This is a genomic window from Aureimonas sp. Leaf454, from assembly GCF_001424685.1.
GTDB lineage: Bacteria > Pseudomonadota > Alphaproteobacteria > Rhizobiales > Rhizobiaceae > Plantimonas.
Genome location: NZ_LMQT01000012.1, coordinates 473,178 through 487,134, shown reverse-complemented (window position 1 = coordinate 487,134; position 13,957 = coordinate 473,178). Strand labels below are relative to the sequence as shown.

10 protein-coding genes and 3 pseudogenes are annotated in these 13,957 nt (G+C 68.2%); 5 read left to right on the top strand and 8 right to left on the bottom strand.

What is annotated here, in order from left to right:
* The first annotated feature begins 3 nt into the window (after positions 1-3).
* Both ASG43_RS11035 and ASG43_RS22740 read left to right on the top strand, forming a co-directional pair.
* On the top strand, positions 4-1,443 hold the full coding sequence (locus ASG43_RS11035) for an HlyD family type I secretion periplasmic adaptor subunit (RefSeq protein WP_082490823.1): 1,440 nt from the start codon (positions 4-6) through the stop codon (positions 1,441-1,443).
* A gap of 274 nt (positions 1,444-1,717) precedes the next feature.
* On the top strand, positions 1,718-1,885 hold the full coding sequence (locus ASG43_RS22740; protein ID WP_156386631.1) for a hypothetical protein: 168 nt from the start codon (positions 1,718-1,720) through the stop codon (positions 1,883-1,885).
* 169 nt (positions 1,886-2,054) lie between these two features.
* Here the strand turns inward: ASG43_RS22740 and ASG43_RS23530 are convergent.
* Both ASG43_RS23530 and ASG43_RS23390 read right to left on the bottom strand, forming a co-directional pair.
* A pseudogene (locus ASG43_RS23530) lies at positions 2,055-2,464 on the bottom strand (aldehyde dehydrogenase (NADP(+))); the annotation flags it as partial.
* A 1-nt stretch (position 2,465) separates the two neighbouring features.
* Positions 2,466-2,654 (bottom strand): annotated as a pseudogene (locus ASG43_RS23390) (aldehyde dehydrogenase); the annotation flags it as partial.
* A 113-nt stretch (positions 2,655-2,767) separates the two neighbouring features.
* Here ASG43_RS23390 and ASG43_RS11025 point away from each other — a divergent pair.
* Complete coding sequence (locus ASG43_RS11025) at positions 2,768-3,286, top strand: biotin/lipoyl-binding protein (protein ID WP_162244711.1); 519 nt, start codon at positions 2,768-2,770, stop codon at positions 3,284-3,286.
* 414 nt (positions 3,287-3,700) lie between these two features.
* On the opposite strand, the pseudogene ASG43_RS23525 reads toward ASG43_RS11025, so the two are convergent.
* The 3 genes and pseudogenes from ASG43_RS23525 to ASG43_RS11015 all read right to left on the bottom strand — a co-directional run.
* Positions 3,701-4,048, bottom strand: a pseudogene (locus tag ASG43_RS23525) (aldehyde dehydrogenase (NADP(+))); the annotation flags it as partial.
* Position 4,049: 1 nt separating this feature from the next.
* On the bottom strand, positions 4,050-5,437 hold a 1,388-nt coding region (locus ASG43_RS11020), incomplete at its 3' end, for an aldehyde dehydrogenase (NADP(+)) (RefSeq protein ID WP_156386643.1).
* Between the two features lie 85 nt (positions 5,438-5,522).
* Positions 5,523-6,449, bottom strand: a complete 927-nt coding sequence (locus ASG43_RS11015; RefSeq protein ID WP_056504355.1) for a dihydrodipicolinate synthase family protein — start codon at positions 6,447-6,449, stop codon at positions 5,523-5,525.
* A 367-nt stretch (positions 6,450-6,816) separates the two neighbouring features.
* On the opposite strand from ASG43_RS11015, the gene ASG43_RS11010 reads away from it, so the two are divergent.
* Entirely contained in the window at positions 6,817-8,241 is a 1,425-nt protein-coding gene (locus tag ASG43_RS11010) for a phosphomannomutase (protein WP_056504353.1), read from the top strand.
* 398 nt (positions 8,242-8,639) lie between these two features.
* Positions 8,640-10,055 carry a mannose-1-phosphate guanylyltransferase/mannose-6-phosphate isomerase gene (locus tag ASG43_RS11000; protein ID WP_056504346.1) on the top strand — a complete coding sequence of 472 codons (1,416 nt, stop codon included), beginning with the start codon at positions 8,640-8,642 and terminating at the stop codon, positions 10,053-10,055.
* Positions 10,056-10,076: 21 nt separating this feature from the next.
* Here the strand turns inward: ASG43_RS11000 and ASG43_RS10995 are convergent, their stop codons facing one another.
* The 3 genes from ASG43_RS10995 to ASG43_RS10985 form a co-directional block, all read right to left on the bottom strand.
* Positions 10,077-11,063 (bottom strand): NAD-dependent epimerase/dehydratase family protein, encoded by a 987-nt coding sequence (locus tag ASG43_RS10995; protein WP_056504341.1) that lies wholly within the window; start codon positions 11,061-11,063, stop codon positions 10,077-10,079.
* A 215-nt stretch (positions 11,064-11,278) separates the two neighbouring features.
* A complete protein-coding gene (locus tag ASG43_RS10990; protein ID WP_056504335.1) occupies positions 11,279-12,295 on the bottom strand; it encodes an ABC transporter permease in 1,017 nt (338 codons plus the stop codon).
* Positions 12,292-13,896, bottom strand: coding sequence for a sugar ABC transporter ATP-binding protein (locus ASG43_RS10985; protein WP_056504332.1), 1,605 nt, complete (start codon positions 13,894-13,896; stop codon positions 12,292-12,294). Before ASG43_RS10985 ends, ASG43_RS10990 begins: the two co-directional genes overlap by 4 nt.
* Between the last annotated feature and the right edge of the window lie 61 nt (positions 13,897-13,957).

The following is a 13,957-nucleotide window of genomic DNA, read 5'->3' as shown; positions in this document are numbered from 1 at the left end:
GCCATGATCGCGAAGCTGCGTCAGATCGCAACGTCCGGCGGCGAGAGCGTTCGCGAGAGCGGCACCGTCCACGCGCTCCATCCGAGGACATTCGAGACGGTTCCGTCGCGGCGCCCCGAGGCGGCGACGCTCGAAGCCGTCCCGGTGGAACGGACGGGGAGCTTTCGCTCCCTTCGGGGGACGATGCGGACCACCGGCTGGATCGCCGGCGGTTTCGTCGCGACCCTCGTCGTCTTCCTGTCGCGCACGGTGATCGCGGGGGCGGTGGTCAGCCAGGGCGTTCTCGTTGTGGACACGGGCGCCAAGAAGATCCAGCACCAGAGCGGCGGCGTCGTTCGCGAGCTCCTGGTGTCGGAGGGGGACCGGGTGAAGGCGGGGCAGCCCCTGGTGGTTCTCGACCGCGTCGTCACGGACGCGCAGTCGGCGGCGGTGGCGAGCAGCCTCGTCCAGAAACAGGCCCGGCTCGACCGCCTCATCTCCGAGCGCGACGGCGCCGAGACCCTGACCTTTCCGAGCGTCCAGCCGCCGGTTCTGCGCGGGCACACCGCCTTCGAGCGCTTTCTCGATGTCGAGCGCCGCCAGTTCGAGATCCGCCGCCAGGATCGCGACGGGCAGCGGCGGCAGCTCCTCGAACGCGTCCGGCAGGCGGAGGACGAGATCGGCGGCAATGCGGCGCAGTTCGCGGCGGTGTCGCGCGAGGTGGAGGTGGTCGAGCGCGAACTGTCGGGACTGCGCGCGCTCTTTCGCAAGAAGCTCGTCACCAACGAACGCCTGTCGGAGATCGAGCGGAGCCTGGCTCAGCTGGAGGGGCGGAAAGGGTCCCTTCAGGCCGCCATCGCCTCCGGCAAGGGGCGGGTCTCGGAAATCCAACTCCAGATCCTTCAGGTCGACCAGACGCTTCGATCTGACCTCACCGACCAGATCTCCCAGACCCAGCAGGAGGTCTCCGACCTCGCGGAACGGCGCGTAATCGCCACCGAGGCGCAGCAGCGTAGCGTCATCATCGCACCGCAGGACGGCGTCGTGCACGAACTCGCCATCCATACGATCGGCGGCGTCATCCAGCCGGCCGAGGTGCTGATGCTCGTCGTGCCGGAAGCGGACGCCCTCGTCGGCGAGATCCGGGTGCGGCCGAACGACATCGACCAGCTCTTTCCCGGCCAATCCGCCGAGATCCATTTCTCGGCCTTCGATCGGGGCACGACGCCCGCACTCAACGGAACCCTCGCCCGCGTGTCGCCGGATCTGGAGCAGGATCCCCGAACGGGCGCGATGTTCTACAAGGCGCGAATCAGGCTGGCGGCGGGGGAACTCGGTCGGCTGGGGGACTTGCCGCTTGTCGCCGGCATGCCGCTCGAAGTCTTCGTTCGCACGAGCGACCGCACGATCGCGTCCTATCTCACCAAGCCGTTGACCGACCAGATCAGCCGTTCGTTCCGGTGACGCGGTCGGCCGACAGCATCGTCCCGAAAACTGGACTCGAAGTTCGGAAAGACCGATGCTTCGATTCAAGCCGTAACAGCGTCCTTCGCGCGACCGAAAGGACACACGGCGCTCTCATGTGCGGCAAGGTGCGTGCAAACGGCTCGTCCATCCCCTTCGTCGAGGCTCCGGCTTGGGGAGCGGGATCTTCGTTCACATCAAAGGGATCAGGCGCGACGTCCCCTGTGTCCCCGCCGTCCCGGCCTCTAGATGTCGGGCTTGAAGGGAGACGACGATGCCGAGACGGATCGACGACAGGAGTCTCGAACTCCCCGAGCCCAAACGTCGAGACCCTAGGTCCGAAGAGGCTCTCTCGCCGGCGAGGGGCCTCGCGCTGGGCCTGACGCTGTCGGGCGCCATATGGGCCGGGATCGCCGCGCTGTTTCTGCGCAAGGGCCGATGACGCGGCGGGCGGAGTGAACGCCGTCCAGCCGTCGGGTCGCGGCCTGATGGCGTTCGGCGCGGGCCCTGTCGCACGCTGAACGAACCCGTGCCGGACGGCTGAGGACTGCGCAGGCGGGACGCTTGCGCAGTCCTCAATCCTGTTCCGCTTATGCTTTCGCCTCGCCGGGTCAGGCCGCCGGATCGATCCGCGGCGGCACGTTCCAGGGGTTGGCGTCGCGCAGCGCTTCCGGCAGAAGCGCGTCGGCGAGCGACTGATACGAGACCGGTCGCAGGAACCGCGCGATGGCGAGACTGCCGACCGAGGTCGTCCGGCCATCCGACGTCGCGGGGTAGGGGCCGCCATGCACCATCGCATGGGCCACCTCGACGCCGGTATCGAAGCCGTTGGCGATGATGCGGCCGGCCTTCTTCTCCAGAAGCGGCAGCAGCGCCTTCGCCGCATCCCGATCGCCCTCGTCGAGATGGACCGCGATCGTCAGCTGTCCTTCCAGATGCGACACGACCTCCGTCAGGCTGGCCGCATCCTGGGGACGGGTTCGCGCGGCCTTCGGCATCGCTTTCGAAGGGCGCGAGCAAGNCAGCGCCTTCGCCGCATCCCGATCGCCCTCGTCGAGATGGACCGCGATCGTCAGCTGTCCTTCCAGATGCGACACGACCTCCGTCAGGCTGGCCGCATCCTGGCAGCGGATGATCAGCGAGGAGGCGCCGAAGACCTCTTCCTGAAGTTCGGAATGGGCGAGAAACGCCTCGTCCGTCGTTTCGAACAAGGCGGCTCCTTCGCCGCCCTCACCGGGACGACCGCCGGCGAGCGTCTTGACGTTGCCGTGCGAGCCGAGCTTGCCGACACTGTCGCGATAGGTCCTTGCGATGCCGCGCCGTGGTGAGCCAAGGCAATTTCGTCGTCGCGACGGGTCCGAAGACGATCCAGCATCCGACGGGCGGAATCGTGCGCGAACTGCTCGTCTCGGAAGGGGACCACGTGACCGCCGGTCAAACCCTGGTCGTCTTGGACCGGGTCGTTACCGATGCGCAGGCCCATGCGGTCGCCAGCAGCCTCGTGCAGAAGCAGGCCCGGCTCGACCGCCTCATCGCCGAGCGCGATGGGGTGGACACGTTGACCTTCTCCCATGTTCAGCCTCCGGTCCTGCGCGGCCACACCGAGTTCGAAGATTTCCTCGAGGTCGAGCGACGCCAGTTCGACAGTCGGCGCGAGGACCGCAACGGGCAACGCAGGCAGCTCCTTCAACGCGTGTCGCAGGCGGAAGAGGAAATCGCGGGCGATGCGGCGCAACTGGATGCCGTGACCCGCGAGGCCATGAGACCCACAAACGCAGAACCCGTCGAAGTTGAGCGAACCGGTAAAGAAGTTTTGGGGTGTTGGTCGATAGGGTGGAGATGACGGACCCAGTGGCGGAGAACCCGCTGTCGGCCCCCGAAAGCGGACGCAATGGCTTGGACCGGCCTGCGAAAGCCTTCGGTTGGAAGCTGCACCAGGTCGCCTCGACGCAGGCCGTTCGGCAGTTCGGCGGATCGATCGCCCGGCCTTCGCGTTATGGATTTGAAGGGAGACGGACATGCAAAGATTGGTTGCCGATCGAGGCTACGAGCTTCCGATGGTCGAGCGGACGGACCGCCGATCGGACAAGATTTTGAGCCCCGCCCAGGGTCTGACCCTCGGACTGGCCGTATCAGGCATGATGTGGGTCGGTATAGCGGCGCTTTTTTTTTAAAACCGCGACCCTGAAACGGGTCTAGACGTCGCCTCGGGCATGCGGACGACGTCGCCCGCATGCCCGAGGCTTTTGCCGTTGTCTCAAGCCGCAGGATCGATCCGCTGCGGCACGTTCCAGGGGTTGGCGTCGCGCAGCGCTTCCGGCAGAAGCGCGTCGGCGAGCGACTGATACGAGACCGGGCGCAGGAACCGCGCGATCGCGAGGCTGCCGACCGAGGTCGTCCGGCCGTCCGACGTCGCGGGGTAGGGGCCGCCATGCACCATCGCATGGGCCACCTCGACGCCGGTGCCGAAGCCGTTGGCGATGATGCGGCCGGCCTTCTTCTCCAGGAGCGGCAGCAGCGCCTTCGCCGCATCCCGATCGCCCTCGTCGAGATGGACCGCGATCGTCAGCTGTCCTTCCAGATGCGACACGACCTCCGTCAGGCTNGCGCCCTCGGCAGATCGCCGCCGAATTCGTCCGAAGCCGTTGGCGATGATGCGGCCGGCCTTCTTCTCCAGGAGCGGCAGCAGCGCCTTCGCCGCATCCCGATCGCCCTCGTCGAGATGGACCGCGATCGTCAGCTGTCCTTCCAGATGCGACACGACCTCCGTCAGGCTGGCCGCATTCTGGCAGCGGATGATCAGCGAGGAGGCGCCGAAGACCTCTTCCTGAAGTTCGGAATGGGCGAGAAAGGCCTCGTCCGTCGTCTCGAACAAGGCGGCCCCTTCGCCGCCCTCGCCGGGACGACCGCCGGCGAGCGTCTTGACGTTGCCGTGCGAGCCGAGCTTGCCGACACTGTCGCGATAGGTCCTTGCGATGCCGTTGGTGAGCATGGTCTGGCGGGCGGCCGCATCGACCGCGGCTCCCGCGGCCGTCACGAAGTCGTCGTAGCCGTCGCCCGCCGTCGTGAGGATCAGGCCGGGATTGGTGCAGAACTGGCCGGCGCCGAGCGTCAGGGCTGCGACGAAATCCGTGCCGATCTTCGCGCCCCGCGAGGCGAGGGCGTTTTCGAGGACGATGACCGGGTTGATCGAGCTCATCTCGGCATAGACCGGGATCGGCTCGGCGCGGTTGGCGGCGATCTTCATCAAGGCCGTGCCGCCCGTGCGCGAACCGGTGAAGCCGACGGCCTTGATGCGGGCATCGGCGACGAGGCCCTGGCCGATCGCGCGCCCCGTATCGAAGAGAAGGGCGAAGGTGCCCGCCGGCAGTCCGCAATCGGCGACGGCCTTCTGCACCGCCCGGCCCACCAGTTCGGACGTCCCGGGATGGGCCGAATGGGCCTTGACGATCACCGGGCAACCCGCGGCAAAGGCGGAGGCCGTGTCGCCGCCGGCGACGGAGAAGGCGAGGGGAAAGTTCGACGCGCCGAAGACCGCGACCGGGCCGACCGCGATGTTGCGCATCCGCAGATCGACGCGGGGAAGCGGGGTGCGCTCCGGCAGGGCCTTGTCGATCCGCACGTCGAGAAAGCGCCCTTCGCGCACGACCGAGGCGAAGAGGCGGAGCTGGCCGACGGTGCGGCCGCGCTCACCCTCGACACGGCCCCGGGGAAGGCCGGACTCGGCGACGCAGCGGTCCACGAGCTCGGGACCGATGGCGAGGATGTTCTCCGCGATGGCTTCGAGGAAGGCGGCGCGCGCCTCGAGCGAGGTTTCGCGGACCGTGTCGAACGCGGCATCCGCCAGGGCGCAGGCTTCTTCGAGATCGGCCTGCGTCGCGCCGCCGAAGCCCGGTTCCAGCTTTTCGCCGGTGGCGGCGGCGATGCCGCGCAGCTCTCCGTTGGTGCCGCGGCGGCCCTGGCCGTTGATGAGGTTCTCGCCTGAGATGCTCATGTCAGTCATACTTTCCAGTGAAATCATCGAGGACGTCGAGGACGATCTTCCGGTCGTCCTCGAATCAGGATGTCGTTGTAGCGCCTTACTGCGCCCAACGCATGACGAGAGGCTCGACGCGCCGCACCAGTTCGATCAGCCCGGCGCGGGTCGCGGGGTGGATCTGCTCCAGGGGATGGCGGACCGCCTCGCAGGCGATGACGCCGAACTCGGCCATCGCCGTCTTGGCGGCGCGAAGGCCGCACTGGCGGTTCTCGTAGTTGATGAGCGGCAGGATCGTCTCGTAGGCCTCGGCCGCACCCTCACGGTCGCCCGCGCGATGCTTGTCGAAGACCGGGCGGATGAGGTCGGGCAGGAGCGCGCTCGACATCGTGCCGGTGGCGCCCGCATCGAGATCGGCCATCAGCGTGATCGCCTCCTCGCCGTCGAACGGTCCGACGATCGCATCCCCGCCGGCCGCGATCAGCGCCCGAAGCTTGGCGGCCGTCTGCGGCGTCTCGATCTTGAAGTGACGGACGAGCGGCAGTTCCCTGGCGAGCTTGACGAGGAAGGGGACCGACAGCGTGACGCCGGACAGCGGCGCATCCTGCACCATGATCGGCAGGCCGCTCGCCTCGCCGACCCGGCTGAAATGCTCCAGCGTCAGGCTTTCGTCGATGCGCATTCCCGTGCCGTGATAGGGGGGCATCAGCATGAGGAGGCTCGCTCCGCAATCCGCCGCCAGCTTGGCGCGGGCCGAAGCGACCCGCGTCGAGAAGTGGCTGACCGTGACCATCACGGGAACGCGCCCGGCGACATGCTCGATGCAGAGCCGCGTCAGCGTCTCGCGTTCGTCGTCGGCGAGGAGAAACTGCTCGGAATAATTGGCGAGAATGCAGATGCCGTCGACGCCCTGGTCGATCATGCAGTCCATGACGCGGCGCTGGCTCTCGAGATCGAGATCGCCGTTCTCCTTGAAGGGCGTCGGCGCGACGGGAAAGAGGCCTGAAAAGACGGGCGGGGTCGATGACATGGCGTGGGTGTCCCGGACGAGAGGTCATACGGAGCCTCCCGCTCCGTCCGCCGTGTCATAGACGAACGCGCGCCGCCTGTGCAGCCGAAAAATATGATAATTGGCGTCGCCGTGCAGGTGCAGCGGCCGCGGCGGTCTGTCGGCACGTCGCAACGCGTGGGCGGGACGGCCGAACGAGGTGCCACGAAATCGCCGGCGGCGCCGCACGGCCGCGCGCGTGGTATCGGGCGCGGTTCGCGCCCGTCGGAGAGCGCGATCGTCAGTTCTCCCACCGGCAGGTTGCCATCGCCCCTGAACCTCGCCTAGCAAGACGGGGATCGATCCCGGTCGGTCTCCATGGCGCGCTGCGACAGAGAGGGAAATTCGGATGTCGAGCCTGAAATTTGGAACGAGCGGTCTGCGCGGCCTGGTGGTGGATCTCGTCGGTCCCGCGACGTCGGCCTATACGGCGGCCTTCCTCCGTCATCTCGACGGCGCCGCGCTGCCGGGCGGGCGCCGGGTGCTGGTCGGGCGCGACCTGCGGTCGAGCAGCCCGCGCATCGCGGGCGACTGCGTCGCGGCGGCCAAGGCCGCCGGCTGGACGGTCGTGGATTGCGGAGCCTTGCCGACGCCGGCGCTGGCCTTGGAATCCCTGGCGCTGCAGGTTCCCGCCATCATGGTGACGGGAAGCCACATCCCGGACGATCGCAACGGCCTCAAATTCTACACGCCCGCCGGCGAGATCACCAAGGCCGACGAGACGGGAATCCTTTCGGCCTTGAGCGCGGGCGACGCGCCTGCCGAAACGGCCGAGCTCGAAGAGGGGGCCGGCTCCGACGTCCTGGAGCGCTATCGGGCGCGCTACCGCACGGCCTTCGGCCCGACCTATCTCGAAGGTCTGACCGTCGGCGTCTATCAGCATTCGACGGTCGCGCGCGACGTCCTCGCCGAGATCCTCCGCTCGCTCGGCGCGGCGACCGTGCCCTTCGCCCGATCCGACCTCTTCATCCCCGTCGACACCGAAGCGCACCGGCCGGAGGACATCGAGATCCTCGCCGACTTCGCGGCGGAAACCAGGGTCGACGCCATCGTCTCGGCGGACGGAGATGCCGACCGGCCCCTCGTCGCCGATGGCGCGGGCCGTGTGCTGCGCGGCGATACGCTGGGTCTCGTCACGGCCATGGCGCTCGGCGTCGCCGCCATCGTGACGCCCGTGACGTCGGCCTCGCGGATCGAGGCGGCCGCAGCCCCCGCCCGGGTCCGCCGCACGCGCGTCGGCTCGCCCTTCGTGCTGGCCGGAATGGACGAGGCAGCCAAGGCCGGGGCGGGCGCCGTGCTCGGCTTCGAGGCGAATGGCGGCGTTCTCCTCGGCTCGACCGTCGAGATCGACGGACGCAGCCTTCCCGCTCTGCCGACCCGCGACGCGGTTCTGCCGATCGTCGCGGTTCTCGGCGAGATCGTCCGGCAGCAGAAGCCCTTGGCGGAGATCGTCGCCGCTCTCCGGCTCGGCTTCGCCGCCTCCGACCGCCTGAAGGCCGTGCCGAGCGAGATCGGCGCACGCCTCGCCGAGCGCCTGCTCGCCGATCCCGCAGAGGCCGCCGCCTTCTTCGGCGATGTCGGCGAGATCGCGGAGGTCGACCGGCTCGACGGCGCGCGCTTCGTCTTCCGCAATGGCGCGATGGTCCATTATCGCCCGTCCGGCAATGCGCCGGAGCTGCGCTGCTACGTGGAGGCGGACAGCGAGGAGGCCGCAGCGCGCCTCCTGCAGGTCGGGCTCGCCAAGGCTGCCGATTTCGTGACGGCGCAAGGCTGATCCGATCGAGCGTCGACGACATCCGTTACCGGATCGGTTCGCGCCGGATCCGCCTCGGCTTCCCGACCGTCCGGCCGGCCGGCGCGGCAACGACGGGGCTGGGGACGAGGACGGCCGCGCCCGCGTCCGTGCACACGCCGTCTTCATCAAGCCGTGCCAGGATCGACCGATGGGTTCGGAGGGCGCAGGATCGGGTTTCGACGCGCCCGGGGCGGCGAAGAGCCATCGGAGCCGATGCCGTGCCCGGCAGCTCGATCCGTCGTGTTGCGATGCAGAATGTGCGGTGCAATAAGAAAGCGAAGTCTCGCTGACAAGATGCCGGTTCCGTCCTGGACCGGCGGCGTCGGACGAAGGCGGCGGAGCGTCCGCCGCGGAATCCGCGATAGAAGGATGACCTCATGACCACGCGTATCGTTCCGATCATCATGGCGGGCGGCGCCGGCACCAGACTCTGGCCGATCTCGCGCGATTCCATGCCCAAACAGTTCATTTCCCTGATGTCGGGCGAACGCTCGACCTTCGAGACGACGCTTCAGCGCGTGTCCGGCGCCGATTTCGAGCGACCGATCGTCGTGACGAGCGATGCCTTCCGCTTCATCTGCGCCGAGCAGCTGCGGGCGGCCGGCGTCGAGGCCGACATCGTGCTCGAACCCGAGCGCCGCGATTCGGCCGCCGCGGTCGCCGTCGGCGCGCTTCTCGCCGCGCGACGCGATCCGCAGGCGATCTGCGTCGTCCTCGCCTCCGATCATGCCATTCTGGACGGCGGCGCTTTCGTCGCCGATTGTCGGCGCGCCGCGGCGCTGGCCGAGCGCGGCATCGTCATGACCCTCGGCATTCCCCCGACGCATGCCTCCACCGCCTACGGCTATATCGCGCCCGGCGATGCGCTGGACGGGCATGGCGCGCACAAGGTCGCCCGCTTCGTCGAGAAGCCCGACGCCGAGACCGCCGAGGACTTCATCGCCAAGGGCTATGTCTGGAACTCCGGCAACTTCATCTTCCGCACGGACACGATGCTGGCCGAGTTCGAGGCCCATGCGCCCGAGGTTCTCGCCTCCTCGCGTCTGGCCGTCGACGGCGCCGTTCGCGATCTCGATTTCCTGCGGCTCGATCCCGATGCCTTCGCCAAGGTGCCGAAGATCTCCGTCGACATCGCCGTCATGGAGAAGACGCGCCGGGCCGGCGTCCTGTCGGCAAGCTTCGACTGGTCGGACATCGGGTCCTGGGATGCGCTCTACGACATCAGCGACAAGGACGCCGAGGGCAACGTCCTGTCCGGCAATGTCGAGGTCTTCGAGGCCTCGGACAATTTCGTGCGCAGCGACGGCATGCTGACGGCCGTCGTCGGACTGAAGGACACGATCGTCGTGGCCACCAGCGATGCCGTCGTGGTCGCGGCCAAATCCGCGGCCGGCCGCGTCAAGGACGTCGTCGCCTCGCTGAAGGCCAAGGGCCGGCGCGAGGCGAGCGAACACCTGCGCATGTTCCGTCCCTGGGGCTGGTATCAGCGCATCGACATCGGCCAGCGCTTCCAGGTCAAGCACATCTGCGTCAAGCCGGGCGGCATCCTCAGCCTCCAGCGCCACTACCACCGCGCGGAGCATTGGATCGTCGTGCACGGCACGGCGGAGGTGACGGTCGACGGAACGGTGAAGCTCTATCACGAGAACGAGGCTGCTTATCTGCCGATCGGCTGCACCCACCGCCTCCACAATCCCGGCAAGATCGAACTGAAGCTGATCGAGGTCCAGGTCGGCAGCTACACGGGAGAAGACGACATCGTGCGCATCGAGGACGTCTACGCGCGCACCTGACCGGCGCGGCGGCGCGGCGGCTCAGGCCGCGCCATGGAAAGCCTTGAACCAGTCGGCGAAGCGGCGCAGCCCTTCGTCGATCGAGGTCTTGGGATCGTAGCCGAAGTCGCGGCGGCTCGATGCGATGTCCGCGAAGGTCTCGCGCACGTCGCCCGCCTGCATCGGCTTCATCACGCGCTCGGCCTTTCGGCCGAGAGCGTCTTCGAGCACGTCGATGAAGCGGCCGAGCGGCTCCGTCCGGTTGTTGCCGAGATTGTAGATCCGATAGGGCGGCTCGCCCGCAGCCGCCTCCGCCGGGGGCCGATCGAGCACCGCGAGGATGCCCGCGACGACGTCGTCGACATAGGTGAAGTCCCGTCGCATGTCGCCGTTGTTGAAGACCTCGATCGGCCGGCCTTCCAGGATCGCCTTGGCGAAGAGGTAATAGGCCATGTCGGGCCGTCCCCAGGGGCCATAGACCGTGAAGAAGCGAAGTCCGGTCGTCGGCAGCCGGAAGAGATGGCTGTAGGCGTGGGTGATCGCCTCGCAGGACTTCTTCGTCGCCGCGTAGAGCGAGACCGGCCGGTCCGTCCGGTCGCTCTCGGAAAAGGGCACCGCGTCGTTCAGTCCGTAGACCGAGGAAGAGGACGCGTAGACGAAGTGACGGAGCCGGCCGAGCGCCTTGGCCGCCTCGAGCAGAACCACCTGGCCCATCACGTTCGATTCGACATAGGCGTAGGGATTCTCGATCGAGTACCGCACCCCCGCCTGCGCCGCGAGATGGACGATGCCGTCGATCTCGCCGTCCCCCGCGAACGCGCTGCCGATCGCCTCGCGGTCCGTGATGTCGATGCGGCGAAGCGCGAAACCCTCATGGCGCGCGAGGCGCTCCAACCGGGCTTCCTTCAGACGCGGATCGTAATACGCATTGACGTTGTCGATCCCGAGCACGCGTTCGCCCCGCGCGAGCAGCGCTTCGCAGACATGATAGCCGATGAAGCCGGCGGCGCCGGTGACGACGATTGTCATGATGAACGCTGACCTCGCGACGTTGAAGTGTACCGGCCTCATCCCTTTCGGGATGAGTTCGGACCTTCCTGGGCCCATGGGGGCGGGAGCGGCCGCCCCTCGTCCCGGTGGTGCCTTCCTATAGGTCAAGACGAGCTTCCGGACTAGGGCGAAGAGCCGGCGCCGGTGACCCCCTGCGAGCGATGCGTGACCTTTCCGAAGGTCCGCACCGCGCTTCAGCGCCGCGCGGCCCGCGTTTTCAGCCAGCGGTCGAAGGCGACCGCCAGGATCAGGATGACGCCGATCAGGACCTGCTGCGTGTAGGAGGAGACGTTGTTGAGGACGAGCCCATTGACGAGGACGCCGATCAGCGCCGCGCCGATCACGGTGCCGCCGACGCTGCCGATCCCGCCGAAGAGGGACGTGCCGCCGATGACGACGGCGGAGATGACGGTCAGTTCGTAGCCGATCCCGGCGACGGCCTCCGCCGAGTTCAGCCGCGCGGCCAGAACGAAGGCCGCCAGCCCCGAGAAGAAGCCGACGATCACGTAGACCGAGATCACCACGCGGTCGACGCGGATGCCGGACAGGCGCGCCGCCTCCGCATTGCCGCCCACCGCATAGACCGAGCGTCCGTAGCGCGTGTAGGTGAGGACGAGGTGACAGGCGAGCGCGGCGAGCGCGAAGATGATGACCGGCACCGGAACCGGTCCGACGAGCCCCGTGCCGAACCAGCGCATGGTCGCGTCGAAGCCCGAGATCGGACCACCGCCCGACAGGGTCAGCGTCAGGCCGCGGAAGATCGTCAGCCCGCCGAGCGTGACGACGAAGGGCGGGACCCTCAGCCGCGTGATGGCGAAGCCCTGTACGGCGCCTGCCGCGATGCCGACCGACAAGGCCGCGAGAAGCGCGGCGAACCAGCCGTAGCCGGCCCCGGCCCCGGCGCTCAGCGAGAGCGTGTTCGCAGCTCCGCCCTTGGCGACGATGGCCGCGACCATGCCGCAGATCGCGACGAGCGATCCGACGGAGAGATCGATGCCGGCGGTGAGAATGACGAAGGTCATGCCGAGCGCGATCAACCCGGTGATCGAGATCTGGCGCATGACGTTGAAGAGGTTGGTCGGGTTGAGGAAGTTCGGATTGGTCAGCGCGAAGACCGTCATCAGCGCCAGGAGGAACATCAGCGGCCCGAACCGCATGACGATCTTGAACAGGTTGACGCCGTCTCGCGGGGCGCGCTCGATCGTGGTCATGCCGTCGTCTCCTGAACGGAATCGGTCGAAGACCCGATCGCCATCAGCGCCATCAGACGTTCCTCGCTCGCCTCGCCGGCCGGCATCTCGCCGGTGATCCGGCCCTGCCGCATGGTCACGATCCGATCGCTGACGGCGAGGATCTCGGGAAGTTCGGACGAGATGACCAGGATGGCGATGCCGCGGGCGGCGAGCTGGACGAGGATCTGGTGCACCTCCGCCTTCGCTCCGACATCGACGCCGCGCGTCGGCTCGTCGACGATCAGCACCTTCGGGTCGCGCGCCAGCCAGCGCGCGAGGATGACCTTCTGCTGGTTCCCGCCCGACAGGCTCGAGATCGGCTGTTCGGCGCTCGTCATGCGGATGTTGAGAAGGCTCTTGTGTTCGAGAAGGTCGCGACGCTCGCGGGACTGCGCCATCAAGCCGAGCGCGTTGGAATAGGCGCGCAGCGAGGCGACCGAGAAGTTCGGGAGAATGCCGAGCGCGGGAAAGATCGCCTCGTGCTTGCGGTCTTCGGGCACGAGACCGATGCCGAGCGCGATCGCGTCGGCCGGGGAGGCGGGGGCGATCGGCCGCCCGTCCAGCGTGATCGTGCCGCCGGCGATCCGATCCGCCCCGAAGATCGCGCGCGCCATCTCCGTCCGTCCGGAGCCGACGAGACCGGCGACGCCGAGGATCTCGCCGGCCCTCAGATCGAGATCGACCCCGTCCAGTACGATCGCGTGCGGCGCCTCGGGATCGCGAAGGGTGCGAAGGCCGCGCACGGAGAGGCGCACCTCGCCGGCGGTGGCGCGCTCCGCCGGCCGAGCGTAGAGGTCGCTCGCCGCGCGGCCGACCATGCGCTCCACGATGCTCGGCGGAGGGATGGCGCGGCCGCCCTCGCGGCTGAGATGGCCCGCCAGACGCCCGTCCCGCAGCACGGTCATGCGGTCGCAGATCTCGGATGCCTCGTCGAGGCGATGCGTCACGAACATGATCGCGACCCCGTCGAGCCGCAGTCGGTCCATGATCGCGAGGAGCCGGGTGACCTCGGTTTCCGAGAGGGCCGAGGTCGGCTCGTCCATGATGATGAGACGGGAGGAGAGCGACAGCGCGCGCGCGATCTCGACCATCTGCTGCTCGGCGACGGAAAGCGCGGACACCGGCGTCTGCGGATCCATGGCGAGGCCGACCCGCGCGATGATCTCCCGCGCCTCGCGCCGCATGCGGCCCCAGTCGACCAGGCCGAGCCGGCCGAGCGGCGCGCGTCCGATGAAGATGTTCTCCGCGACCGAAAGGGTCGGGATGAGGCTGAGCTCCTGATAGATCGTGACGATGCCCGCGCGCATCGCGTCCTGCGGTCCCTGGAAGGATACCGGCTGACCGTCGAGACGGATCTCGCCCGCCGAGGGCGGCTGCACGCCGGACAGGATCTTGAGGAGCGTCGACTTGCCGGCCCCGTTCTCGCCCATGAGCCCGAGCACCTCGCCGGCTGCAAGGGTCAAGGACACGTCCTGAAGCGCGGTGACGCCCGTGAAATGCTTGGTGATGCCGCGCATTTCGAGAAGCGGAACGGCGGGAGGGGCCGCGGGTTCGGAAACGGCGGCTGTGGATGACGTCATGCGGGATCGGCTCCAGCCGGGTCGTCGAGATGATCGAAGAGAGGGGCGCCTCGCGTCGGGC

What these genes read in the sequence shown, in the direction of transcription:
- ASG43_RS22740 (WP_156386631.1), top strand. Translation starts at nt 1,718, where the DNA reads ATGCCGAGACGGATCGACGACAGGAGTCTCGAACTCCCCGAGCCCAAA.
- ASG43_RS11000 (WP_056504346.1), top strand. Translation starts at nt 8,640, where the DNA reads ATGACCACGCGTATCGTTCCGATCATCATGGCGGGCGGCGCCGGCACC.
- ASG43_RS10985 (WP_056504332.1), bottom strand. Translation starts at nt 13,896, where the DNA reads ATGACGTCATCCACAGCCGCCGTTTCCGAACCCGCGGCCCCTCCCGCC.
- ASG43_RS11010 (WP_056504353.1), top strand. Translation starts at nt 6,817, where the DNA reads ATGTCGAGCCTGAAATTTGGAACGAGCGGTCTGCGCGGCCTGGTGGTG.
- ASG43_RS10995 (WP_056504341.1), bottom strand. Translation starts at nt 11,063, where the DNA reads ATGACAATCGTCGTCACCGGCGCCGCCGGCTTCATCGGCTATCATGTC.
- ASG43_RS10990 (WP_056504335.1), bottom strand. Translation starts at nt 12,295, where the DNA reads ATGACCACGATCGAGCGCGCCCCGCGAGACGGCGTCAACCTGTTCAAG.
- ASG43_RS11015 (WP_056504355.1), bottom strand. Translation starts at nt 6,449, where the DNA reads ATGTCATCGACCCCGCCCGTCTTTTCAGGCCTCTTTCCCGTCGCGCCG.
- ASG43_RS11035 (WP_082490823.1), top strand. Translation starts at nt 4, where the DNA reads ATGATCGCGAAGCTGCGTCAGATCGCAACGTCCGGCGGCGAGAGCGTT.